The 24,940-nt window shown below is 70.5% G+C and carries 13 protein-coding genes; 5 read left to right on the top strand and 8 right to left on the bottom strand.

Annotation, left to right across the window (positions count from 1 at the left end; genetic code table 11):
* Positions 1 to 10 precede the first annotated feature (10 nt).
* Genes ACIBO1_RS20260 through ACIBO1_RS20240 form a run of 5 tightly spaced genes read left to right on the top strand, consistent with a single transcriptional unit; the run spans position 11 to position 4,171 of the window.
* A complete protein-coding gene (locus ACIBO1_RS20260) occupies positions 11 to 907 on the top strand; it encodes an acetaldehyde dehydrogenase (acetylating) (protein WP_396748649.1) in 897 nt (298 codons plus the stop codon).
* Entirely contained in the window at positions 904 to 1,968 is a 1,065-nt protein-coding gene (dmpG, locus tag ACIBO1_RS20255; RefSeq protein WP_396748647.1) for a 4-hydroxy-2-oxovalerate aldolase, read from the top strand. The genes ACIBO1_RS20260 and dmpG overlap by 4 nt, the downstream gene beginning before the upstream one ends.
* Complete coding sequence (locus ACIBO1_RS20250) at positions 1,961 to 2,188, top strand: acyl carrier protein (RefSeq protein WP_396748645.1); 228 nt, start codon at positions 1,961 to 1,963, stop codon at positions 2,186 to 2,188. The genes dmpG and ACIBO1_RS20250 overlap by 8 nt, the downstream gene beginning before the upstream one ends.
* A complete protein-coding gene (locus tag ACIBO1_RS20245) occupies positions 2,181 to 3,242 on the top strand; it encodes a histidinol-phosphate transaminase (RefSeq protein ID WP_396748643.1) in 1,062 nt (353 codons plus the stop codon). Before ACIBO1_RS20250 ends, ACIBO1_RS20245 begins: the two co-directional genes overlap by 8 nt.
* Complete coding sequence (locus ACIBO1_RS20240; protein WP_396748641.1) at positions 3,239 to 4,171, top strand: LnmK family bifunctional acyltransferase/decarboxylase; 933 nt, start codon at positions 3,239 to 3,241, stop codon at positions 4,169 to 4,171. The genes ACIBO1_RS20245 and ACIBO1_RS20240 overlap by 4 nt, the downstream gene beginning before the upstream one ends.
* 305 nt (positions 4,172 to 4,476) lie before the next feature.
* Here the strand turns inward: ACIBO1_RS20240 and ACIBO1_RS20235 are convergent, their stop codons facing one another.
* From ACIBO1_RS20235 to ACIBO1_RS20200, 8 genes are read right to left on the bottom strand one after another with little or no spacing between them, the layout of a single operon-like run.
* On the bottom strand, positions 4,477 to 5,763 hold the full coding sequence (locus ACIBO1_RS20235; protein WP_396748639.1) for an MFS transporter: 1,287 nt from the start codon (positions 5,761 to 5,763) through the stop codon (positions 4,477 to 4,479).
* Between the two features lie 5 nt (positions 5,764 to 5,768).
* Positions 5,769 to 12,929 carry an amino acid adenylation domain-containing protein gene (locus ACIBO1_RS20230; RefSeq protein WP_396748637.1) on the bottom strand — a complete coding sequence of 2,387 codons (7,161 nt, stop codon included), beginning with the start codon at positions 12,927 to 12,929 and terminating at the stop codon, positions 5,769 to 5,771.
* Positions 12,926 to 19,390, bottom strand: a complete 6,465-nt coding sequence (locus ACIBO1_RS20225; RefSeq protein ID WP_396748635.1) for an amino acid adenylation domain-containing protein — start codon at positions 19,388 to 19,390, stop codon at positions 12,926 to 12,928. Before ACIBO1_RS20225 ends, ACIBO1_RS20230 begins: the two co-directional genes overlap by 4 nt.
* Positions 19,387 to 20,397 (bottom strand): 2,3-diaminopropionate biosynthesis protein SbnB, encoded by a 1,011-nt coding sequence (gene sbnB, locus ACIBO1_RS20220; protein WP_396748633.1) that lies wholly within the window; start codon positions 20,395 to 20,397, stop codon positions 19,387 to 19,389. The genes ACIBO1_RS20225 and sbnB overlap by 4 nt, the downstream gene beginning before the upstream one ends.
* Positions 20,391 to 21,401, bottom strand: a complete 1,011-nt coding sequence (gene sbnA / locus ACIBO1_RS20215; RefSeq protein WP_396748631.1) for a 2,3-diaminopropionate biosynthesis protein SbnA — start codon at positions 21,399 to 21,401, stop codon at positions 20,391 to 20,393. Before sbnA ends, sbnB begins: the two co-directional genes overlap by 7 nt.
* A complete protein-coding gene (locus ACIBO1_RS20210; protein WP_396748629.1) occupies positions 21,398 to 22,453 on the bottom strand; it encodes a threonine/serine dehydratase in 1,056 nt (351 codons plus the stop codon). The genes sbnA and ACIBO1_RS20210 overlap by 4 nt, the downstream gene beginning before the upstream one ends.
* Entirely contained in the window at positions 22,450 to 23,922 is a 1,473-nt protein-coding gene (locus ACIBO1_RS20205) for an amino acid adenylation domain-containing protein (RefSeq protein ID WP_396748627.1), read from the bottom strand. The genes ACIBO1_RS20210 and ACIBO1_RS20205 overlap by 4 nt, the downstream gene beginning before the upstream one ends.
* The gene (locus ACIBO1_RS20200) at positions 23,919 to 24,866 is read right to left on the bottom strand and encodes an ornithine carbamoyltransferase (RefSeq protein ID WP_396748625.1); all 948 of its coding nucleotides are present in this window, start codon (positions 24,864 to 24,866) and stop codon (positions 23,919 to 23,921) included. Before ACIBO1_RS20200 ends, ACIBO1_RS20205 begins: the two co-directional genes overlap by 4 nt.
* Positions 24,867 to 24,940: the final 74 nt, after the last annotated feature.

Below are 24,940 nucleotides of genomic sequence, written 5' to 3'. Positions count from 1 at the left end.
GATCTCCTCGATGAATTCAGAACGACGGCTGTCAGCTGGGGTGCTCGGCGCCGGGCTCATCGGCGTCGACCTGGCGGTGAAAGTCGAGCGGTCCGCTGCACTAGACCTTCGCCTCGTCGCTGGCCGGACGGCCGACAGCCCGGGCCTCAGGCGGGCCGCCCGACTGGGGCTGCCGGCCACCAGCCGGGGTCTGTCATCACTTGCCGACCTCGACGAACCGCTCGACGTGGTCTTCGACGCCACCAACGCCGGCTCGCACGCCGAGCACGCCGAGGCGCTGGCACCGCTCGGCACGCTGCTGATCGACCTGACACCCAGCCGGATCGGGCGCATGGTCGTCCCGACCGTCAACGGCGCGGAGGCCGCCGCTCACCGCGACCTGAACATGGTGAGTTGCGGTGGGCAGGCATCGGTGCCGATCGTACGAGCGATCACCCGAGCGCACCGCATCGACTACGTGGAGGTGGTCGCGACCGCCGCGACGCTCAGCGTCGGCCGCGGGACCAGGCTGAACCTCGACGAGTACGTGGAGACCACTCAGGACGCGCTCCGCGAGTTCACCGGTGTCGGGGACGTGAAGGCCATCCTCAACGTCAGCCCGGCTCGTCCTCCGGCGACCTTCAGGGTGGCCATGTCGCTGGTCGGCGAGGGCCTGACCCACGAGTCGGTGCACCCGCTCGTGGCGTCCGCCGCCGCCGACGTGCGTGCCTTCGCCACCGGCTACACCGTGACGAGTTGCATCGTGAACGACAACAAGGCGTTCATCGCCGTGGAGGTGACCTCCGCAGGCGACCAGATACCCGCCTACGCGGGCAACCTCGACATCATCAACTCGGCGGCGATCCGGGTCGCCGAGCGTTGTGCGGTGGAACGCCGACCGATCGAGGCCATGGAGGTCGTGTCATGAGCCAGCAGGCTGCGGAAGGTTCGCCGAGACAACGCATCCTGATCCACGACCCGACGCTGCGCGACGGGCACCACGCCGTCCGCCACCAGCTCGGGCGGGAGCAACTTCGGGCGTACGCTGCCGCCGCCGACGCCGCCCGGGTACCCGTCGTCGAGGTGGGACACGGCAACGGCCTGGGGGCCTCGTCCCTGCAAGCCGGCCGAGCCCTGCTCAGCGACGAGGCGATGCTGTCGGTGGTCCGGGATGCGTTGACCACCACCAAGCTCGGCGTCTTCATGCTGCCGGGCTGGGGCACGACCGAAAGCATCCGGCTGGCCGCCTCGTACGACGTCGACCTCGTCCGTATCGGCACCCACTGCACCGAGAGCGACCTGGCCGAACGGCACCTCGGGCTGCTGCGCGACGCGGGCGTCGACGCACACGGCGTGCTGCTGATGAGCCATATGGCCAGTCCCGAGCGCCTGGCCGAGGAGTGCGCGCGGCTCGTCGAGTTCGGTGCGACCGGCGTCGGCATCCTCGATTCCTCCGGCCACTACCTGCCGCAGGACGTGAGCACGCGGATCGCGGCCATCCGGTCCGCCGTCAGCGTGCCGGTGATGTTCCACGGACACAACAATCTCGGCATGGCGGTGGCGAACTCCATCGCCGCCGCCGAGGCGGGCGCCACCATCCTGGATGCCTGCGCCCGGGGGTTCGGCGCGGGGGCCGGCAACACACAGCTGGAAGTTCTCGCACCCGTGCTCGAACGGCTGGGCTATGACACCGGCATCGATCTCTATCGGCTGCTGGACGCGGCGGACATCGCCGAGCGGGAGCTGATGCCCGCACCGCCCACCATCGACTCGATCAGTGTGGTGAGTGGTCTGGCCGGAGTGTTCTCCGGGTTCAAGAACCGGGTGCTGGACGTCGCCGCCCGCGAGGGCGTCGACCCACGCGACGTCTTCTTCGAACTGGGCCGCCTACAGGCGGTGGCCGGGCAGGAGGACCTCATCGAGGACGTGGCGCTCGCGTTGCGTGCCGGGTCCACGGGTCAGCTCGAACGGACGGCACGTCATGTTTGACGAACTCAAGACCATCCTGGTCGAGGATCTGCAGATGCGCACCGAGGACGTCGTGGCCACGGCCGACCGCATCGAGGTCGGCCTCGACTCCCTCGCCGTGGTCGAGCTGTCGGACCTGCTCAGCAGGCGGCTGGACATCCACGTCTCCGACTACGAACTGCTGGAACTCGCGACGGTCGGCGATATCGCCGAGCTGGTCGCGGAGCGCTGTCGTGCGTGAGGCCGCAGAGCCGACCGCCGCAACGTCCCATGCCGTCACCCGGGCCCTGTCGCGCAACGAGTCACCGCACGGCCCGATGCCGGACATCGTCGCCGCGGTCGCGGCGAGCAGCCGGGACGTCAACCGCTATCCCGACCCGGCGTGTACCGAGCTGACCGCGGCGCTCGCCCGGCGGCACGGTGTCGAACCGGACCGGGTGGCGGTCGGCGCCGGATCCTGTGCGTTGCTCCAGGCGGTGTTCCAGCTCGCCGGGCCGGGTGCGACGGCCGTCTACGCCTGGCGTTCCTTCGAGTACTACCCGGTCCTCGCCGACCATCTGGGGGTCCGCTCGGAGCGGGTGCCACTCGCCGACGACGTGCACGACCTCGCCGCCATGGCCGACCGCATCACCGCCACGACCCGGCTGGTCGTCATCTGCAACCCCAACAACCCCACGGGTACGCTGCTCGGCCTGGACCGGTTGCGCGCGTTCCTCGATCGCGTCCCGCCGACCTGCCTGGTCGCCCTCGACGAGGCGTACTTCGAGTACGTCGACGAGCCGGTGGGAACCGGCGGTCTCGCGCTGTGCGACAGGTATCCCAACCTGGTGGTCCTGCGCACGTTCTCGAAGGCGTACGGCCTGGCCGGGCTCCGGGTCGGCTATCTCATCGGCGCGGCGCGCGTCGTGGCGTCGCTGCGCGAGATGACGCTGCCCTTTGCGGTGAGCACGCCGGCCCAGCACGCGGCGGTCACCGCCCTCGCCCTTGAGGACGTGCTCCTGACGCGGGTCCGGCACACGATCGCCGAGCGGACCCGGTTGCGGGCTGCCCTGCTGGCCGACGGCTTCGCGGTCCCGGCCAGCCAGGCCAACTTCCTGTGGCTCGGGCTCGGCGAGAACGCGGGCCCGTTCGGCAGGTGGTGTGCCCGGGTCGGAATCGAGCTGCGGGTCTTCGACGGGGAGGGCGTCCGGGTGTCGCTCGGTTCGCCCTCGGACAACGACGCCTTCCTCGCGGCGGTACACCAGTGGCGCGTCCGCACCGCACCGGAACCACTCACGACTGGAGCGCTGAGATGATGCCCGAGAACACAGCCCTTCACCGGAAGGTGATCGTCGCGCCGGGAATGTGCAGCGGCGGCTCTCTGATCTTCGGGCGGATCGGCGACTGGACGTGGGAATCGGTGGCCGAGACCTGCCGCACCAACGTGCACGCCGCCCGTACCGCCGAAGGCCAACCGACCTACCTCTCGTTCTACTACTACCGGGTCCTGGGCGGGAAGGCCGTTCATCCGCACGGCCTGGCCTTCGGTGACGAGCTTGAGGTGACGTCGAGGGTCTTCCAGTTCGGCGGCGGCTCGGTTCTGACGTTGCACCGGCTCGCACCCGCCGGCTCCGGCCTCGGGACCGCGTTCCTCGATCCGGCGGAGGTCTACGAGACGCCGGACCCGGAGTGCATGTACGCGGAGACGCTCAACCGGTGGATCGCGCGCGGCAATCCGGGCAGCAACCGGGTTCTCTCCGAGACCGTCCCCGACGGCTTCGACAACGCCGACCTGCCGCGACTGCCCAATCGGTTCTCACCGCGTACGCTCGTCGGCCGCGCCCGCGGTGCGGGCAGCTTCCTCACACCGGCGCCGCCGGGATTCGCGGTCGCCGGGGCCGAGCTGTCCTTCGAGTACGCACTGGACGCCGTACGGGACATCAACGGCGCCGGGCTGGTCTACTTCGCCTCGTACTTCTCGATCTTCGACACGGCGCTGTTGCGTCTGTGGCGTGGGCTCGGCCGCACCGAGCGGCAGTTTCTCCAGCGGCGGGTGATCGATCAGAAGGTGGGCTTCTTCGGCAACGCCGACCTGGGCTCGCTGTTCACCGTCACCGTCCGGAGATGGCAGAACGTCACCGACCCGCTCTCCGAGATCGCCGACCTGGAACTGCGCGACTACGCCGGCGGTCGGCTGCTGGCCGTCGCGGCGATCGAGACGGAAACCCCGTCGACGCCGGTCTGAGGACGGCGTCGACCCGACAGACTGCGAGCCCGGCCGGCACCCCACCGGCCACCCTGATGGGCGCGGTTGCGAACCTGCAACCGCGCCCATCAGTGCATAGCTGGCCTGCGGTCGGGGTGGGCCGCTCCTTTGAGCTACGCCCGCGCGATCGTCGTCGGAGGACCAGGCACAAGGACGCTTCCGCCGCGTCGTCACACGGTGATGTCCGGGCCGACGTCGGCCCGGACATCACATCCTTCACGTATGTCGGGTGAACCGTTGCGCGAGGACCCGACCCTGGTTCGCGGGCACCGCGCCCGAGCGGGCTACCGCGCAGCTGCCGTCGCGGGCTCGCGCTGCGGGCTGGTCAGCGCCACCGGACTGAAGTGCCGCAGTGCCACCACCAGGTTGACCGCAGCGAGGGTGGACAGGGCCGCGAGGACGAGCAGGGTCGTCGTCACGCCGAAGCGGCCGATCGCCATCCCGCCGGCCAGGAAGCCCAGCGGGCCGGCGATGTTGCTGATGGTCATGACCGCCTGGATCACCTTGGCCCGGATGTCTGCCGCGAACCGGGTGGCCAGGATGCTGAAGAACGGAGCGTTGGACAACGGCAGCGCCGCACCGGACACCGCGAGCGCGGCGACCAGGACCGGCACCGGCACGTCGAACAGCAGCACCCACCAGGGCAGGACGAGCTGGAAGGCGGCCAGCCCGAAGACCATCGTCGGGGACAACCGGCTGCCGATCAGATAGCTGACGGCCGCCCCGGCAATCGCGCCGGCACCGAAGCCGGAGAGCAGCAGCCCACCGACCCTGGCATCGCCGGCGAAGCGGGCGAACGCCAGCAGCGGCAGCGCGAGCATCAGGACCCGCATGAGGAAGCCGAAGCTGACGGTCGTGACCATCACCCGTCGCAGGAAGTCGTCCCGGAGCAATGCGCGTACCCCGGCCAGGATTCCCGAGTGGTCGGGGTTCTGTCGCTCCTGCGGTGCCGGCGTCGCCGGCTCCGTCCGCCGCGCACGCGGGACGAACCACCACAACAGCAGACCCGACACCGCCGAGGTCACGGCGTCGAACAACAGCACCTTCTCCGCGCCGAGCGTCGCGATCAGCACGCCCGCGATGGCCGGGCCGGCCAACGCGGCGATGTTGAAGCATCCTTCCAGCACGCTGTTCGCCCGCATCAGCGCCTTCGGGTCCGGACCGGCGAGTTCGGTGGCCAGGTCGCGTTGTGCGGCGAAGTAGGGCACTCCGAGTACGCCGATCACCGCGACGATCGTCAGGAGCAGGGGAAAGCTGAGCAGGCCCACCGCGGCCAGCGCAGGTATCGACGCGATGGTCACGAACTGCGCGAGGTCGATGACCACCATGGTGCGGCGGGCACCGTACCGTTGGATGACCTCGCCGCCCGCGAATCCGAGCACCGCCATGGGGAGCACCGACACGGCGAAGACCAGGCCCGCCCGCGGTGCCGAGCCGGTGCTCTCCAGCACCAGCCACGGCAGCGCGAGCGTCGTCATCTGGGTCCCGACGGCGGACCCGGCGCCGGCGGCATACACCGCCGCAAGGGCCCGTCTGGTGGTGCTCGGTGCGGGAGATGGCGCGGTCGACATACCGTTCACCGTCGGCCGGCCGGCTTGTCGATCAGCCCCGTCAGAATGCCGGCGAGGTCCGCCACGTATTCCTTCATGACCGAGAAGTGCTCACCCTTTGCCCGGTGTACCTGGAGCCCGGCGGTCCGCTCGCGCCACCGTTGGAGGTAGTCGTGGTAGCTCTCTCCGGAGCTGACGACCTCGTGCTCGCCCAGCGCCAGCTCGTCGCTGACGATCAGATCCAGGTGACCGGGGTACGGGCGGTCCCGGTAGGACAGCACCATCTCCATCACCTCATCCCACATCCGCGCGGCGGGCAGCCACATCGTTCCCGCGCCACGCTCGGGGAGCGTGATCCCGTCGTTGCCGACGATGTCGTCCACGATGTGTTCGAGCAGCGCCAGCGTCTCCTGCCGGAGCACCGAGGTGTCCTCGTCCGGCGGCGCCGCGTCGAGCCGCTCCAGGTTCGTCACACACTGCTTGATCAGCCCGTACTCCGACCAGAGGTGTTCCTTCTGCCAGGCGTCCTGGCCCGGGTCGAGCAGAACGAAGGTGACCTGCTCGCCGTCGGCCATCAGTCGGCTGGCCATCTCGGTGCTCACCCCGCTACCGCCACACCAGCTGAAGATCCGGTACGGCCCCTGCGGGACCGCCTCGCGCAACTCCGCGAGGTAGCGGGTCGCCATGTCCTCCGTGGAGGGCACTGCGCCGGTCGCCGGGTCGCGGCCCGGCCATTCGAAGGCGACCACCGGCAGATTCGGATCGAGGTGCTCGGCCAGCCGCCGGTACCAGTGCGCGCTGCCGCCGCCGGGGTGCACACACACCAGTGGCGGTTGGTCGCCGGTCCGGCGCAGCCAGAGCAACGCCGTGACCGGCTGCCGCTCGCCGTCGATCGACGCGGCGAGCGCCGCGAGCGTGCGGTGCTCGACGAAGGTGCGAACGGTCGTCTCGATGCCATGCCGGTCCCGCAGCATCGCGATCGCCCGCAACGTCAGCAGCGAGTGCCCGCCGAGGTCGAAGAAGTCGTCGTCACGGCCGACCCGGGGCAGGTGGAAGACCTCGGTCCAGACCTCGGCGACGGCCAGCTCCGTGGGCGTTCGCGGCGCGCTGTACTCCCGTACCGACGTTCCCGCCACCGGTCGGGGCAACGCGGCCCGGTCGAGCTTGCCGTTGTTGTTCAAGGGGAGCCGGTCCAGGCGGACCCAGGCCGTCGGGACCAGGAAGCCGGGCACCCGGCTGCGCATCACGTCACCGAGCCGGGCGGGGTCGGCCGGGCCGTCCTCGTCGAGCACGACGTACCCGACGAGCTGCCGGATGCCGTCCACGCCCTGGTACGCCGCCGCCGCGGCAGCCCGCACCGTGGGCAGCTCGGCGATCGCGGCCTCCACCTCGCCCAACTCGACGCGGTGCCCTCGGATCTTCACCTGGTGGTCATGCCGCCCGATGAAGTGGATCGTGCCGTCCGGATCCTGGCGGACCATGTCCCCGGTGCGGTAGAGCCGGTTTCCCGGCGCGTGTCCGGACGGGTCCGGTACGAAGCGTTCGGCGGTCAGGTCCGGACGGCTCTGGTATCCGCGCGCGACGCCCGGACCTCCCAGCAGCAGCTCACCCGGCACGCCGAACGGAACCGGGTCGAGGTTCTCGTCGACGACGTGCACGTAGGTGTGGTGGATCGGCTTCCCGATCGGAATGACGTCGGTGAGCGCCGGCAGTGGGATCCGTGGGTGGACCGTGGCGAACGTGGTGCTCTCAGTCGGGCCGTACCCGTTGCTCACCAGCACGCCGTGTTCCATCGCCTTGCGCACCTGCAGCGGTGGCAGCACCTCGCCACCGACCACCACTTCCCGTATCCCGGCCAGGGCCTGTGGCCGAACGTCCATCATGGTGGTGAAGAGGCCGGTGGGCAGGCACAGCACGGTCACCCCGTGCCGGCGCAGGAGCTCGTCGAGCTCGTCGGCGGTCGGCGTCTCCGGGGAGACGACCAGCCGCGCCCCGTTGCACAGCGCGCCCCAGACCTCGAACGTCGACGCGTCGAAGGCGAGCGTGCCGGCTTGCAGCATGACCTGGTCGGCGTCCAGCGGCGCGTAGTCCTGGCCGTGCACCAGCCGTACGACGCCGCGGTGCGGGACCAGCACGCCCTTCGGGCGTCCGGTGGAGCCCGACGTGTACGTGATGTAGGCGAGGTTCTCCGGTGACAGCGTCACCTGTGGCGCGGTGGTCGGTCGGCTGCCGTCCGACCACCAGTCGGAGTCCAGGTTCAGCGTGGTCAGCCCGGGACGCGTCGCGAAACGGTGGGCGTGGTTCGGTCCGCTCACCAGGACCCGGACGCCGGAGTCGTCGAGAAGATACTCGATGCGGTCGCCCGGATACTTGGGGTCGAGCGGCAGGTAGCAGCCACCGGCCTTGAGGATGCCGAGCAGCGCGACCACCGTGTCGATCCCGCGGTCCATGCAGACCGCGACAGGCGTTTCCAAGCCGACGCCGTGCTCACGAAGCGCCCACGCCAGCTGGTTGGCCCGGGCGTCGAGTTCGCCGTAGGTCAGGCGCGAGTCGTCGCACTCGAGTGCGACGGCGTCCGGCCGGGCCTGCGCCTGGGTCGTGAACAGGTCGGTGACGCACGCCTCGGGCAGGGCGGGCCAGTCCTGCTGCGGCTCGGTGAACCGGTGCGCCGGGGTCGAGCTGAGGTCGATCGGGTTCGCGCCGTCGTCGGCGATCATCGCGGCGAGCAGTTCGAGGAAGGTCTCGCCCAGGGCGGTCAGCCGCTCCTGGGTCGCCCAGCCGGCCCGGCACTCCAGGCGCAGCTCGCCCGGGAAGGTCAACGTGACCAGGGTGAACTCGTTGGGGCTGTCGTCGACGACCGTGCCGAACACGTCCTGCTGTGCGTCGAGCACGTGGAAGTCGAGGTAGGAGAAGATGCTACTGATCAGCGGCGTACCGGTGCCCCAGGCGCGCTGCATCGCGGGGATCGGGTAGCGCCGGTGCGGCCAGACGGCAAGCTCCTCGGCGAACACGGCGCGCACGAGGTCGCGCCACCGGGGCGTACGCAGGTCCACCGCGAACGGCACCGTGTTGAGGTACATCCCCATCACTTCGTCGCCCCGCAGCAGTTCGGGCCGGCCGTTGACGACCAGACCACTGAAGAACCGCCGCTGGCCGGTGATGGCGCCGATCATCGCGAGGTGCACGGTGTGCAGCACGGCCTTGAGCGAGGTCTGCGTCCGCGCGGCCAGCGCACGCAGCCCCGGTTCGAGATGCCGCCAGGACATCCGCAGCTCCGGCACCGCGCCGTGGCCGGCCGGGGCGGTGTCCGCCGGCAACGCGATCCGGTCGTACTCGCCGACCCGGCTCCGCCAGAACCGTTCGTCCGGCCCGGCCGACAGCGATCGCCGTTCCAACCTGACGAAGTCGGCGTACCGCCCCGGGGGCGGTGGCTTGCGCGCATCGGGGTCCGCGTCCCGGATCGCCCGGTAGGTGTCCCGCAGTTCGGCGATGAGGGAGTGGTGGCTCCAGCCGTCCAGGATGGCGTGGCATTCGGTGTGGGTCAGCACCCACGTACGCTCCCCGGTGCGGTGCACGTGCCAGCGCAGTTGCGGGGCGTGATCGATGGGCAGCATCGCCAGCTTCATCGTCTCCCGGTACCGCTCCAGGATGTCCTGCTGCTCAGCTTCCGGGAGCTCGCGCAGATCGTCGAAGCCCACCTCGAACCGCGCCTCCGCGTGGACGAGTTGCATCGGCTCGGTGTAGCCGGACACGTTGAACGTGGTGCGCAGGATCTCGTGCCGGTCGACCAGCCATTGCGCGGCCTGCTGCAACGCGGCCGGCGAGAACGGGCCGTCGTCGACGATGTCGAAGCTGGTGACGTTCTGGTATGCCGGGTGTGAGCCGTTGACCAGCATCTCGTACACCATGCCGGCCTGCACCTGGCCCATCGGGTAGGCGTCCACCAGGCCGTCGGGGAGCCGGTCACGGTCGGCCGGGTCGAGTTGCTCGAACGGGCCGACCGGCGGCTCGTCGGCACCGGTCGCCGGCCGGTCGGCGAGCGTCGACAGCTGCGCCGCGGTCTGGTGCGTGAAGATGTCCTGCACCGACAGGTTCAGCCCGCCCCGGCGCAGGGTTCCGATCGCGCGGATGGCACGGATCGAGTCACCGCCGACGTCGAAGAACCGGTCGTGCACACCGATCCGTTCGATGCCCAGCGCCGCCGCGAGCGCCTCGGCGACGACGCCTTCGGCCTCGGTGCGGGGGGCGACGTACGCTCCGGCCGCCCAGGCGCGGCCAGGTGTCGGGGCCGGCAGCGCACGCCGGTCGGTCTTTCCGCTGGTGGTCAGGGGCAGCGCGGGCAGCAGCTGCCAGTGGCTCGGGATCATCGCCTCGGGCAGTCGACCGCGCAGGAACGACGCCACGTCGCTCACCTCGACGCCGGCGTCCGTGGACCGGGCGACGAGGTAGCCGACGAGCTGGCCGTCGTGTACCGCGACGGCGACCGCGGACACTGCCGGGTGCTCCGCCGCCACCGCCTCGATTTCGCCGAGTTCGACTCGGTGCCCACGGATCTTGACCTGGTCGTCGAGCCGGCCGAGGTAGTCGATCCGGCCGTCCGGCAGGTACCGCGCGAGGTCGCCGGTGCGGTACAGCCGCCCTCCACCGCCGGACTCCTCGAACGGGTCGGGAACGAACCGCAGTGCCGTGAGTCCCGGGCGGCTGAGGTATCCGCGGGCCAACTGCACGCCGCCCAGCAGCAGCTCACCCGGCACTCCGATCGGGACCGGTCGCAGGTTGTCGTCGACGATGTAGGTGCGCGTGTTGGCGATCGGCCGTCCGATGGTGACCGGCGTGTCGGGCACGCACCGCACCGCGGTGACGTCGACGGCCGCCTCGGTCGGCCCGTAGAGGTTGTGCAGCTCGCAGCCGATCCGCTGGTGGACGGCGACGACCAGGTCGGCGGGGAGCGCCTCGCCGCTACAGATCATTCGGCGCACCGACGGCAGCGGCTCGAACGACTCGGCCAGGAACACCCGCAGCATCGACGGTACGAAATGCAGGGTGGTGACCTGCTCGGTGGCGATCAGGTCGGCCAGGTAGTGCGGGTCGCGGTGGCCGTCGGGCCGGGCGATCACCAGCGTGGCCCCGGTGACCAGCGGCCAGAAGAACTCCCACACTGAGACGTCGAAGCTGTACGGGGTCTTCTGTAGCACCCGGTCGGAGTCGTCCAGCCGGTAGGCGTCCTGCATCCAGCGCAGCCGGTTGACGATCGCGCGGTGGGTGACCACGACGCCCTTGGGCCGGCCGGTCGAGCCGGACGTGTAGATCACGTACGCCGGGTGGTCCGGCCCCGCCGGGGTCGTGCTCGCCGGTGCCGATCCGCTGCCGGTGATGGCCGGTTCGTCGTCGGTGAGCACGATGGTGACGCCGGCGTCGGCACACATGTAGTCCCGGCGCTCGGCCGGGTGGTCGGGGTCCAGCGGTAGGTAGGCGCCGCCGGCCTTCTGGATCGCCAGCAGGGCCACCACCAGCTCGACACTGCGTCGGCGGCACACGCCGACGATCGACTCCGGCCCGACGCCCGCGTCGACCAGGTACCGCGCCAGTCGGTCGGTCCGCCGGTCCAGCTCGGCGTAGGAGACATCCTCGCCCTCGAAGCGGAGGGCGACGGCGTCCGGGGTCCGGGCCACCTGTCGCGCGAACAGCTCCGGCAGGGTGCCGGTCGGGTACGCCACCCCGGTCTCGTTCCACGTCCGCACCACCAGCTCCCGCTCCGCCGCTGGGGACTCGACCAGCTGGCTGATCGGTGTGTCCGGCGTGGCGGCGATGCTGCCGACGAGAGTGGTGAAGTGGCTCGCGAACCGCTCGACGGTGTCCCGGTCGAACAACGCGGTGGCGTAATTCAGGAAGCCGGTGAGGGTGCCGTCGGGCTGGTCGACGACCACCAGGGTCAGGTCGAACTTGGCGTCGCTCTCGCCGACCGGGAGTTCCTCGGCGCGTAGTTCGCCGACGCGGCGGGCCGTGGCGTCCCCTTTGGCCCAGAGGAACATGGTCGAGAACAGCGGGGTCCGGGACGCGTCGCGCACCGGGGCCAGCTCGTCCACCAGCCGTTCGAACGGGAGTTCCTGATGGGCGTAGGCGCCGAGCGCCATCTCCTTGACCCGCCGGAGCACCTCGCGGAAGGACGGGTCGCCGGACAGGTCGGTGCGCAGCACCAGCGTGTTGAGGAACAGGCCGATCAGGTCCTGCACCTCGGCCCGGTCGCGACAGGCCACCGGGGTGCCGATCGTGATGTCGTTGCTCCGGCCGAACCGGCCCAGCGTGATCGCGTACACGGCCGTCAGCACCATGAACGGCGTCGCGCCGGACTGGCGGGCGAGTTCGTGCAGGGCTCGGGCGTCCGGCGCGGACAGCGCGAACGGGACCACGCCGCAGGCGCTGTCTCGGACCTGTGGGCGGGGCCGGTCGAGCGGCAGTTCCACCGCGGTGGCGCCGGCCAGCGCCTGCCGCCAGTAGTCGAGCTGACGGTCCAGCTTGGCGCCGAACATCGCATCGCGCTGCCACGCGGCGAAGTCCGCGTACTGCACCGGTAGGGGCGCCAGCGGGGACGGCCCGCCGGTCAGCGCGGCGGTGTACAACCGGTCGAGCTCACGCCACAGCACCTGCTCGGACCAGCCGTCGAAGGCGATGTGGTGCAGGGTCACCACCAGCGCGTGCTCCTCGTCGGCCAGCCGCGCGAGGGTTCCGGTCAGCACCGGGCCGGTCGCCAGGTCGACGGGTGCCCGGTCGTGGGTCATCCAGCCGGCGATCCGTTCGTCCTGTGCGGCGGGGTCGAGGCCACGCAGGTCCAGCTCGCGCAGCGTGGCCGGCTGCGGAGGGTCGATCACCTGGCCCGGTTCACCGTCGACCACCACGTAGCGGGTGCGCAGCACCTCGTGCCTGGCGACGATCGCGTCGAGCGCCGCCCGCAGCGCGCCGGGCTCCAGCGGCCCGAACAGGCGCAGGCCGGCGCTGGCCAGATACTCCGTACCGCCCGGCCGGACCTGGTCGAGAATCCACAGCCGGCGCTGCGCGAACGACAACGCAGGCGACGTCTCACGCGAGACCCGGGTGATCCCCTGCTCCGGCACGGCGGTGGCGGCACCTCCGAGCCTGCGCCGAAGCAACTCCGCGCGCAAACCGGCTCGATCGATCGTCTCAGTCACAGGGCACCATCCTGGGAAAGCAGTTCGCTCATCTGGGCGTCGGTCAACTCGTCGAGTTCCGCCGTGATCAGGTCGGTCACCACCACCGCCAGCTCGGCCACGGTGGTCACCTCGAACAGGCAGCGCAGCGGGACCTCCACGGCAAAGGCCGCCCGCAGCCGGGCCAGGACCCGGGTGGCCAGCAACGAGTGGCCACCGAGCCCGAAGAAGTCGTCGTCGACGCCGACCCGGTCGACGCCGAGAATGTCCGACCAGATTCCGGCGATGGTCTCCTCCGCCGGGTCCCGCGGTGCCACGTACCCGCGGGCGCCGTCGAGTTCGGATGGTTTCGGATCTGGCAGCGCCGCCCGGTCGACCTTCTTGCTCGGTGACAACGGCAGGGCCGCGACGGTGACCCAGGCCGACGGGATCATGTACGACGGCAGCGACTCTCGTAGGTAGGCCCGCAGCTCGTCGAGGTCGGGTCCGGTGTCGTGAGGCCATTCCAGGTAGGCGACGAGCCGCTTGTCGCCCGGCCCGACGTCCTTCGCGACGACGGCAGCCGCGGACACCGCGGGGTGCCTGGCCAACACGGCTTCGATCTCGGCGAGTTCGATTCGGAAACCCCGGATCTTCACCTGGGTGTCCAGGCGGCCGAGGAAGTCGACAGCGCCGTCCGGCCGGAGCCGTACCAGGTCGCCGGTGCGGTAGAGGCGCGCTCCCGCTTCGGTGGCGAACGGATCGGGCACGAACCGCTCCGCGGTCAGTTCCGGCCGGTCGTGGTAGCCACGGGCCAGGCGCACGCCGCCGAGGTACAGCTCGCCGGGTACCCCCACCGGGAGTGGACGCAGCTCCGCGTCGAGCACGTACGCCCGGGTACCGGCGGCCGCGCGGCCGATGTGCAGGGTGGCCGTGCTGCGCTCGTCGGCGAGATCGCCCGACACCGGGTTGAACATGCAGGTGACGGTCGCCTCGGTCGGCCCGTAGGTGCAGAGGAACCGGCCGGGTAGGCCGGTCGCCGCCCAGCGTTGGGCGTCGTCGACGGTCACCACGTCCGAGCTGACGTTGACGGTCTTCATCGCGGTGAGCCGGTCCACGCCGGACTCCATCATCTCCCGGTAGTACGCCGGGGTGATCTCCATGATCGTCACGCCGTACTGCGCCAGCTTGGCCGGCAGTTCGCTGGGCGTCCAGAAGACCGGATCGCTCACCACGATCGTGGCACCGGCGGCCAGGGTGGCGCCGATCTGATCCATCGCGACGTCGAAGGTGAGCGCCGAGAGCAGCACGACCCGTTCGCCCGGGCGGATGCCGTACTGGTCGGCGACCACCCGGCAGTGGTGCGCGTACGCCCGATGCGAGATCATCACGCCCTTGGGGCGGCCGGTCGACCCGGACGTGTAGATGATGTAGGCGAGGTTGTCCGGCACGGTGACCGATGCCAGTTCGGCCGTTGGCCGGCCGCTCGCCCGGGCCCCGTCGTCGACGACCAGCACCGGCCGGTCGTGCCCGGCGAACCGGTCGGCGAACGTGCTGGTGGTCACCACCAGGTGCGCTCCGGCGTCGGCGAGCATGTAGCGCAGCCGCTCCGGCGGATGTTCCGGGTCGAACGGCGCGTACACTCCGCCGGCCTTGAGTACCGCCAGCAGCACGACGACCGGGGCGATCCCGCGCTGATGGCAGGAGCCGACGACGACCTCCGGACCGACCCCCATCGCACGGAGCTGGTGCGCCAGCTCGTTGACCCGGGCGTTTAGCTCCGCGTAGCCGAGCCGCTCGGTGCCGAACACCACGGCGGTCGCCTCCGGAGTCCGGGCCGCCCAGCGTTCGAACAGTTGCGGTACCGAGAGGTGCCGTTCGCCGGGCGGGTCGAGCAGGTCCAGCCGGTCCGCGTCGGGATCCGCCCACTGGTGCACGATCGTGTGGCGATCGTCGGCCGACAGCAGATCCAGTTCGCTGATCCGAGCCTGCGGGGCGGCGGTCACGCCGCCCAGCAGGCGTAGGTACTGGCCGGCGAGGCGTTCGATCGTCGAGCGGTCGAACAGCGCCGTGGCGTACTCGAACCAGCATTCCAGCCGGCCGTCCGGCTGCTCCATGACCGACAGGGTGAGGTCGAACTTGGCCACCGACAGGCCGCTGTCCAGGCCGGTGGCGGTGCACCCGGCGAGGGTGGACACCGCGTTACCGGCGCCGGTGTGCTGCACCTCGAACATGATCTGGAACAGCGGGTTGCGGGACAGGTCACGGTCCGGTTGCAGGGCGTCGACGAGGTGTTCGAACGGCACCTCCTGATTGGCGAACGCCTCCAGGGCGCTGCGGCGGACCCGGTCGACCAGGTCGAGGAAGGTCGGGTTCCCGCCCAGGTCGGCCCGGACCACGAGGTTGTTGACGAAGAAGCCGACGAGGTCCTCGGTCTCCGGCCGCGTCCGACCGGCGACCGGCGTGCCGATCGCGACGTCGGTGCGGCCGGTGTGGCGGCTCAGCAGCACGTCGAAGGCGGCCAGCAGCACCATGAACAGGGTTGCGCCGGTCTGGTTGCCCAGCTCCCGCACTGCCGTTCCGGTGGTCCGCGGGATATCAACGATCAGCGTTTCGCCGCGCAGGTCACGACCGGGCTGGCGGGGCCGGTCGGGGGTCAGCTCGACCGGTACGAGCCCGGCGAGCCGGTGTCGCCAGTGCTCGATCTGGTTGCCGATGGTGCCGTCGGCCTGCCGCTCGCGTTGCCAGGCGGCGAAGTCGGCGTACTGCACCGCAAGCGGCTGCGTCGACCAGGGGGTACCGGCGAGCCCCGCCACGTACGCCTCGTTCAGCTCGCGCAGGAAGATGCCCAGCGACCAGTTGTCGAAGGCGATGTGGTGCAGGGTGATCGCGACCAGGTGTTCGTCGGCCGAGGTGTGCACGACCGTGACCCGTAGCGGACGCTCGTGGGTGAGGTCGAACGGCCGGGCGCTCACCGCTTCGACGATCGTCCTGGCGCGCTGCGCGGCGTCCGCGGTGCCGGTCAGGTCCACCACGTCGAAGGGCACCGGGCCGGGGGGATCCACGAGTTGCAGCGGAACACCGCTGTCCCCGACGTAGCGGGTGCGCAGCACCTCGTGCCGGTCGCTGACCTGCTCCACTGCGCGGCGCAGCGTCGCGGTGTCCAGCGTTCCGGTGAGGCGGTACACCATCGGGATCAGGTATTCCGCGCTGCCCGGTTCGAGCTGGTCCAGGAACCACAGCCGTTGCTGGCCGAACGAGGTCGGCAGGGCGCCGTCGCGGGGTACGGGCACGATCTGCGGCCCGCTGTCGGGTGCCGTGCCCGCGTCGATCGCTGCGGCGACCCGCTCCACGGTCCGTCCTTCGAACAGGGTGGCCACCGTCAGCTCCAGCCCGAACCGGCGACGCAACCGGTGCGCGAGCCGGATCGCCAGCAGCGAATGTCCACCCAGCACGAAGAAGTCGTCGGCGACGCCGACCCGCTCGACCCCGGTCAGCTCGCCCATGAGGGTGGCGACGGCCCGCTCGGTCTCCGTCCGTGGAGCGACGTGACCGGCGGCTACGTCATCGGGCTCGACGTGATCCGGGTCGTCGCCGGGCGGGCGACTGCCAGGGGGCGGCAGCGCCGACCTGTCGACCTTTCCGTTGGGCAGCGACGGCAGCGCGGCCAGCGGGACGATGCTGGCGGGAACCATCGCGGCGGGCAGCCGGGTGCCGAGGAATCCTGACAACTCGTCGGTCTCCACCATCGCCCCGGCGGCCGGCACCACGTAGCCCGCCAGTTCCAGGTCACCGGTGACGGACCGGTAGGAGGTGACCACGGCCGCCGCGACCGACGGATGCGCCCGCAGCGCGGCCTCCACCTCACCGGGTTCGACACGCACCCCCCGAATCTTGACCTGCGCGTCGAGGCGGCCGACGAACTCCAGGACCCCGTCGTCACGCCACCGGGCGAGGTCTCCGGTGCGGTACCACCGCTGGCCGGGCCGGGTGGCGAAGGGATTCGGGGTGAAGCGTTCGGCGGTGAGGTCGCCGCGTCCGGCGTAGCCGCGGGCGAGGCCGACACCGCCGATACACAACTCACCCGGTACGCCGATGGGCGCGAGCCGGCCGGCGGAGTCCACCACGTACAGGTCGACGCCGGGCAGCGCGGCACCGATCGGAACCGTACCGTCGGTCTCGCCACGCGCGTAGCGCCACGCGGTCACGTCGATCGAGGACTCGGTCGGCCCGTAGGTGTTGTACAGCTCCACCTCCCGCACTCCGAGCAGTCGCTCGCACAGTTCGGTCGGCAGCGGCTCGCCGGCCGAGCACACCAGCCGCAACCCGTCGCAGGCGGCCAGCTCCGGCTCCTCGACCACGGTGCGCAGCACGGACGGCACGAGTTGCACCACGGTGATCCGGTACGCGGCGAGGGCACCGACCATCACGGCGGTGTCGCGGTGCGCGTCCTGCGGCGCCATCACCACACAACCGCCGGACACCAGCGGCGCCAGGAACTCCCACATCGACGCGTCGAACCCGATGGTCGTCTTCTGGAGTACCCGGTCGGTACTGGTGAGCCCGAACCGGTCCACCGCCCACAGCACCCGGTTCCGGATCCCGCCGTGACTGATCACGACGCCCTTGGGGCGACCGGTGGAGCCGGAGGTGTACATGACGTAGGCGGCGTTGGCGGCGTCGAGCGCCACCGGCGGCGGTGGCGTGGCGCAGGCGATGTCCTCGCACTGCTCGCCGAGCACCACCACCGGGGTCTGCTGCCCCATCCGCTGTCGCAGCGCCGTGTCGGTGAGCACCAGTTCGACGCCCGCATTCTCGATCATGAACTGGAGTCGCTCGTCGGGCAGGTCGGGTGCGAGCGGGACGTAGACCGCGCCGGCGGTAAGCGAGCCGAGCAGCGCGACCACGAGATCGGTACCGCGGTGCAGGGCGACGCCGACGGCGGTCTCCGCGCCGACTCCGCGACTGCGCAGGAGGCTGGCCAGGTTGTCCGCCCTGGCCCTCAGCTCGGCGTAGGTCAGCTCGGTGTCACCACAGACCACGGCCACCGCGTCCGGCGTGGCCTCGGCCTGCGCCCGGAACAGGTCCGGCAGCAGCGCGTCGGTCGCTTCCCGCGGTGCCGGGTGCCAGCCGAGCAACTGCCGCTGTTGCGCGGGGGCCACGGTCGGCACGTCGCGCAGCGGCGTCTCCGGCGCCTCCGCCAGGTTCTCCAGCAGCGCCACGTAGTTGTCGGCCATCCGCTGGATCCGGGCCCGGTCGAAGAGCGCGGTCGGATAGGTGATGCGGGCGGCCCAGGATCCGTCCGGCTCCTCGGTCATCTGAAGCGACATGTCGAAGGTGGCACTGCGTACGGGGGTCGGCGCCCAGTCGACCTCGATGCCGGGCAGACTCAGCGGCTCCCCCTGGCCGTTCAGGACCGCGAACCCGACCTGAAAGAGCGGGTTGCGGGACAGGCCGCGGTCCGGCGACAGTTCGGCGGCCAGGCGTTGCAGGGGTACGTCCTTGTGCTCGAAGGCGTCCAGGGCGGTTTCGCGGACCCGGCCGAGCAACTCGACGAAGGTGGGATCGCCGGACAGGTCGGTTCGCAGCACCACCGTCTGCGCGAGCGAGCCGATCATCGGCTCCAGCTCGACCCGGTTCCGCCCGCTGGTCGACACCCCGACACCGAAGTCGAGTTGGTCCGCGTAACGGCTGATCAGGAGCTGGTAGGTGGCCAGGAACACCATGAACGGGGTCGCCCGGGCGGCGCGTCCCACGGAGCTGATCCGGGCCGCCAACGGGGCCGGCACCGCGAACGCCACCACGTCGCCGGCCGGTTCCCAGGCGGCGGGGCGCTGCCGGTCCGTGGGCAGTTCCAGTGACGGCAGTCCGGCCAGGTGCTCACGCCAGTAGTCCAGGTGCCGGACGAACGCCGCGTCGTTCGCGTCCCATCGGTGGCGTTGCCAGTCGGCGAAGTCGGCGTACTGGAGCTGAAGCGGCGCCAGTGGCGACTTTTCGTTGGCGGCATGGACCGCGTAGAGCGCGCCCAGTTCCCGGGCGAGGATGCCCAGCGACGGGCCGTCGAAGGCGATGTGATGCACCACCAGCATCAAGATCGCGTCAGTGGGGGAAAGCGGCACGAGGGTCAGCCGCCAAGGGGCTGATGCACGCAGGTCGATCGGTGTGGTCACCGCCGCCTCGGCGATCTCCCGTACCCGTCGGTCTTGTTCAGCGGCCGGGTACCCGGTGAGGTCCACCACCGTGAGGTCGGCCGCCGCCGGCTCGTCGATGATCTGCACCGGCTGTCCGTCGACCGTCGAATAGCGGGTACGCAGAATCTCGTGCCGGCCGGCGATGTCAGTGAAGGCCGCGGTCAGTGCCGCCCGGTCCAGCGGCCCGCGCAGCCGGAATCCCCAGTGCAACAGGTACTCCTGGGTGCCGGCCCGGACCTGGTCGAGAAACCACAGCTGCTCCTGCTCGAACGACAGTCGGAGCTGGTTGCCGGTTTCGAGGATGTCAGTCATGCGCACACCTGCTGCTTCATCGGTAGGAAGTCGTCCAATGTGGTGCCCAGGCCGCGGCCGGATGCCGTACGGCGGACCAGGTCGGCCACTGCCAGATCCAGGCAGCCGAGTCCGAACGGGGAGAACACCGTCACGGCTTCGTCGCTTCTGACGAATCGCTCACCGGCCACCAGGACTTCGCCGAGCGAGGCGGCGATGAAGTCGCGGTGGCCGGCTTCCTGTTGGGCCAGGTCCAGCGAGGTAGCGGCCCGGCACACGTGGTCCGCGTCGTCGACGATGTTCACGCTGGATCGGATCGAGTCGGTGGTGAGGTCACGCAGGGACAGATGCAGCACCAGCGTTCCCGGGCGGCAATGCTCGGTACCCAGGTGCGGGGCGCTCGCCGTCGTTGCCAGGCACACCAGCTTGTGGCGGGACATGGCGTCGGCCGCGTTCTCGGCCACGTCGATCTTCAACGTCGGCCACACCGACCGTGCCTCGGCGGCGAAGGACTGCGCCCGTTCGGCGCTGAGGTCGTACAGGGTCACCGTGTCCAGCGTCGGCAGCACGGTGCGCAGATACCTCAGCACCTCGAAGTTGATCGGACCGCAGCCGACGAGCGTCACCGCGGATTCCGGGCTGGACGAGGAGAGCGTGGACGCCGCCAGGGCGGCGCTCGCGGCCGTACGCCCGGCCGAGATCGCCGACGCTTCGAGGATCACCTCCGGCACGCCGGTGTGGACCGAGTTCAGGATCATCACAGCCGAGGCCCGGAGTATCCCCCGGTCGAGGTTGCCGGGGAAGGATGACACCCACTTCACCCCGCAGGTCGGCGTCTCACCTCCCAGATAGGCCGGCAGCGCGATGATCCGCTCGCGCTCTGCGTGGGGGAAGCGGAGGAAGACCGACTGCGGTACCCGGGTACGGCCCAACGCGTGCGACCGGTACGCCGCCTCCACTGCGGACACCACATCGCGCTCGGCCCCGTCGAGGACGGAACGGACCTCACCTGCTCCGAGAATCAACATGGTGCCACCTCCATGTCAGGCTTGGTCCACAGGTGCGACACGTCACCGAAGTACGTCATGACCCAGTCGTCGTCGTAGATGGTGTCGAGGTACCGCTCACCGCGGTCGGGAAAGACCATCGCGCAGGTGGCCCCGGGTCGGATCTGATCGCGCATCTGCTCCAGGCCCGCCACGACGGCACCCGACGAGCCACCGACGAGAATCGCCTCGCGGGCGGCCAGCCGACGGCACGCCACAATTGCGTCGAGATCGTCGACTCGGACCACGATGTCGGCCAGATCGCTGCGGTACAGCTTCGGACGCACCGATGCGCCGTGGCCGGGAATCATCCGCCACCCCACCGCCGGGCCGAATATCGCACTGCCCAACGCGTCCACCGCCACGATGGTCACCGGCAGCTGGTGCGTCCGGATGTATTCGGCGCACCCCCGCAGAGTGCCGCAGGAACTCGTGGCACAGAACAGGTAGTCGATGTCCGGCAGGGCGCGAACGATCTCTCGTACGGTCGTATGGTGTGCTCGCGGGTTGAGCGGGTTCGAATACTGGTCCGGGCAGTACGCGTGATCGATCGTCGCGACGAGGTCACGCACCCGACGGATACGGACGGGCAGGTACTCCCCCGTGGCCGGATCGACATCGGTGACCACCTCGACCTGCGCGCCCAGCGCCCGCATGATGGCGATGTTGTCCTTGTTGGTGCGCGGGTCCACCACACAGATGAAGCGAATTCCGTAGTATCCGCAGACCTGCGCGAGCCCGATTCCGAGATTGCCGGAACTCGACTCGATCACCACCGATCTGCCGGGTACGAGCCGCCCGTCGTGTATGCGTTCTCGCAGCATCTCCAGCGCCGAGCGATCCTTGATACTGCCGCCCGGATTGTGCGACTCCAACTTGGCGAAAGTCCTGAACGGACTCTCGGGGTCGAGCTTCACCAGCTCGACGATCGGTGTCGCTCCGATGGTCGCCAGCACTCCTGACCCGGTGGGGGTTTGTTCGGTCATAGAGCCGCTCCTCGAATTGCCTCCGCCGCGATGCGCCTACTACGAGATTCCTCCGCACCATCGAGACAGCGCAGGGAAGAACATGCAGACTCACCGGTTGACGCCGGCAGCAGTTCTGCCGGAGGTTCTTCTGTCTTCTTCGTACTGCTGCCGCCGGCCGCGCCGTTTCCACCCGAAACGATCACCACCGCACGGCCGGCAGATCCGCGCCCTAGCGCGCCGGCAAGCGCTACCGCACCGCTTGGCTCCGCGCTGACACCGGCTCGGCGAAGGACACCCATCGCGTGGGTGACGGCCTCGTCGGTCACGCCGATCAGGTCGTCGACCCGGTGCCGGATGATCGGCCAGGGAACCGCACCGGGTCGTTGCCCGCGCAGGCCGTCGGCGATCGTCATGGACGGTGGCAGCTCGGTCGGCGCACCCTGGGCAACGGAGACGGCGTAGCGGCGTGCGGACATCGGCTCCACCCCGACGACCCGCAGCCGCCGGGACAGCGCCGACGCCGCCAGGCAGACGCCGGCCAGCAGGCCACCACCGCCGGTCGGTACGAAGATCGTCGTGACGCCCGGCACCTGTTCGAGCACCTCAAGCCCGACCGTGCCGGCCCCGGCCACCACCAGCTCGTCGTCGGAGGACGGCACGAGGACCGCCCCGGTCGCCGCGGCGATGTCCGCGGCCCGGCGGTCGCGTTCGACCACGCCGCCGGTCACCTGGACCACGCTGGCGCCGAGTGCCCGGATCGTGCGTGCCTTACCGTCGCTGGCCCCGGCAGCCATCACGATCGTCACCCTGATGCCCAACGCGGCACCGACCATGGCGACGGCGATGCCGTGGTTTCCGGAGGAACCCGCCACCACCTCGTCGGCGTACCGGGTGAGCATCGCGTTCGCCGCTCCCCTGATCTTGAACGAGCCGCCGCGCTGGCGGTGCTCGGCCTTGACCAGCACCCGCGAATCCAGCGGCAGCACCGGAGTGCGATCCACCAGGCCGGTGATCCGGGCGGCGGCCAGGCGCACGTCCGCGAGGGTGGGCCCGACACCTGTCGTCCTCATGGCCCGTCCACGGTGACCGCCCTGCGGTCGGTCTTGCCGCTGACCGTCGTCGGTAGGCGGTCGATCCGGGCGAACCGTCGCGGGATCATGTAGTGGGGCAACGTCATCGCCAGGTGGGCGCGCAGCGCGGCGTCGGTCACCTGCGCCGACGCGGCGGCGACGTGCGCAATGAGGAAGACCCGTCCGCCCGCATCGGTACCCGCGGTGACCATCGCGCCGGTGACGGCGGGATGGGCCAGCAGCGTGCCCTCGATCTCGGCCGGGTCGATCCGGTAGCCCCGGACCTTGATCTGCCGATCGATGCGGCCGAGATACACGAGGCCACCGTCGGGCAACCGACGCGCCAGGTCACCTGTGCGGTACATGCGCGCGCCGGGCGCGCCGTGTGGGTCCGGCAGGAAACGGTCCGCGGTCAACCCCGGTCGGCCGCTGTAGCCGCGCGCGACACCACATCCTCCGATCCACACCTCGCCGACACCGCCGTCCGGCACGGCGTGCAGCTCGTCGTCGAGCAGATGCACGCTCACACCGTCGATCGGTGTCCCGATCAGGTCGAGCGTCGTGTCCGGGACCGGCGGCACGGCGAAGCGGGTCGAGGTCATCGTGGTCTCGGTCGGGCCGTACTGGTTGATCAGCCGTCCGGGCACCCGGTTGCGGCCATCGGCGACGAGGAACGGTCGCAGCGACTCACCGCTGGACACGGTCAGCCGCAGGTCGGGCAGATCGCTGCGCCGCAGCGACGTCAGGAAGGTCGGGGTGGCCGACAGGATCGTGTTCACCCCCCACCTGCCCAGGGCCGCGACGAACTCACCGGCGCGCAACAGGGTGGAGCGCGGCACCAGGACCACCTGCCCGCCGGCGACGAGCGGGGCGAACGTGTCGCGGATCGAGGCGTCGTACCCGAACGGCGCGAGTTGCAGCACCACGGTGTCCGGACCGAGGTGGTAGTCGTCGACGATGAACCGTAGGTAGTTGGTGACGCCGAGGTGCTCCAGCAGTACCGCGTTCGGCGGCCCGGACGAACCGGAGGTGTGACTGACGTAGGCCAGCGATCGTGGCGACAACGGTCGCAGGCGTGCCGGCACGTCAGGCGCGTCGACGAGCACGGTCGGGCCGTCGATGGCGAGGTCGTGCTGCCCGGCCCGGGCCGGTGTGGTGACCAGGAACCGGGCCTGGGCGGTGCGGACCATCGCCGCCAGTCGCTGATCGGGCAGCTCGGTGTTGAGGGTGAGGAAGGCGCCGCCGGCCCGAAGCACGGCCGCCATCGCGATGACGGCCTCCGGGCCTCGGTCAACCATGACCGCGCAGACCTGCTCCGGTCCGACGCCCTGGGCGACCAGCGCCCGGGCCAGCCGGTCCGTCCGGGCGGCGAAGTCCTCGTAGCACAGGGCGGTGTCCGGGGTGACGATCGCCGGTGCGTCGGGTCGGGTCGTGGCGTGGGTCAGGATGTCGTCGAGAAACGTGGTCACAGCCCCGCTCCGCCGCTCGGCTGGTCGGCGGCGCACCACTCCAGGACCGCCCGGGCGCTGTGGTACTTGTTCTCGGCTTGGGCGAAGGCGATGCTGTCGGGCCCGTCGAGTACCGCCCCGGTCACCTCCTCACCCCGATGTGCCGGCAGATCGTGCATGAACACCGCGCCCGGGCAGGACGCCATCAGAGCCTCATTGACCTGGAACGGGGCGAACTCGTCACGCCAATCGGGCGTCGGCTTCGTCGAACCCGTGGTCTGCCAGCGGGTGGTGTAGACGACATCCACCGGTGGCAGACCCGACAGGTCGTGCCGCTGTTCGACCCGCGCGCCGCTACGCCGGGCGGACACCGCCGCCTGGTCGAGGTACCGCTGCTCCACGCCGTACCCGGGCGGGGTACGCAGGTGCAGCTCGGCGCCGGGGTACCGGGACAGCGCAAGGGTCAGCGCCGAGGCGGTGTTGTTCCCCTCCCCCACGTACAGCACCCGTACGCCCTCGACCCGACCGAAGTGCCGGACGATCGTGGTGAGGTCGGCGAGGGCCTGAGTAGGGTGTTCGACCGCACTCATCGCGTTGATCACCGACATGCGCTTCTGGGCGGCGTACGCCCGAAGCTCGGACTCCGGCCCGACGGTGCGGGCGACCAGGACGTCGAGCATGCCGGAGAGCACCGCGCCGGTGTCCTCCACCGACTCGCCGGTGGCCAGCTGCAGGTCGTTCGGACCGTACGTGATCAGGCGAGCACCGAGACGCAGCGCACCGGCGGAGAACGCGGTCCGGGTACGGGTGGAGGTCTTGCGGAACAGCACGCCGACGACCGCCCTGGACAGGGGCTGGTCGGCTCCCGCGGAACCACGCGAGTACTCGGCGCCGCGCTGCACGATCCAGCGCAGTTGGTCGTCGGAGAGGTCCTCGATGGAGATCAGATGGCGTCGCTCGGTCATGCCGAGCCCCCTTCCAGGTGGCGATCGGCCGTGACCTGAGAGCCTGCGCGAGGTGCGGACGATCGAACAGGGAC

This window comes from Micromonospora sp. NPDC049903 (genome assembly GCF_044460945.1).
Taxonomy (GTDB): domain Bacteria; phylum Actinomycetota; class Actinomycetes; order Mycobacteriales; family Micromonosporaceae; genus Micromonospora.
The sequence above is the reverse complement of the archived record's forward strand: the minus strand, read 5'-3'. Positions and strand labels throughout refer to the sequence as shown.

Bases quoted from the DNA above. Each gene is read 5' to 3' on its own strand.
- ACIBO1_RS20260 (WP_396748649.1), top strand. From the start codon at position 11: ATGAATTCAGAACGACGGCTGTCAGCTGGGGTGCTCGGCGCCGGGCTC.
- dmpG (WP_396748647.1), top strand. From the start codon at position 904: ATGAGCCAGCAGGCTGCGGAAGGTTCGCCGAGACAACGCATCCTGATC.
- ACIBO1_RS20250 (WP_396748645.1), top strand. From the start codon at position 1,961: ATGTTTGACGAACTCAAGACCATCCTGGTCGAGGATCTGCAGATGCGC.
- ACIBO1_RS20240 (WP_396748641.1), top strand. From the start codon at position 3,239: ATGATGCCCGAGAACACAGCCCTTCACCGGAAGGTGATCGTCGCGCCG.
- ACIBO1_RS20235 (WP_396748639.1), bottom strand. From the start codon at position 5,763: ATGTCGACCGCGCCATCTCCCGCACCGAGCACCACCAGACGGGCCCTT.
- ACIBO1_RS20225 (WP_396748635.1), bottom strand. From the start codon at position 19,390: ATGACTGACATCCTCGAAACCGGCAACCAGCTCCGACTGTCGTTCGAG.
- sbnB (WP_396748633.1), bottom strand. From the start codon at position 20,397: ATGTTGATTCTCGGAGCAGGTGAGGTCCGTTCCGTCCTCGACGGGGCC.
- sbnA (WP_396748631.1), bottom strand. From the start codon at position 21,401: ATGACCGAACAAACCCCCACCGGGTCAGGAGTGCTGGCGACCATCGGA.
- ACIBO1_RS20210 (WP_396748629.1), bottom strand. From the start codon at position 22,453: ATGAGGACGACAGGTGTCGGGCCCACCCTCGCGGACGTGCGCCTGGCC.
- ACIBO1_RS20200 (WP_396748625.1), bottom strand. From the start codon at position 24,866: ATGACCGAGCGACGCCATCTGATCTCCATCGAGGACCTCTCCGACGAC.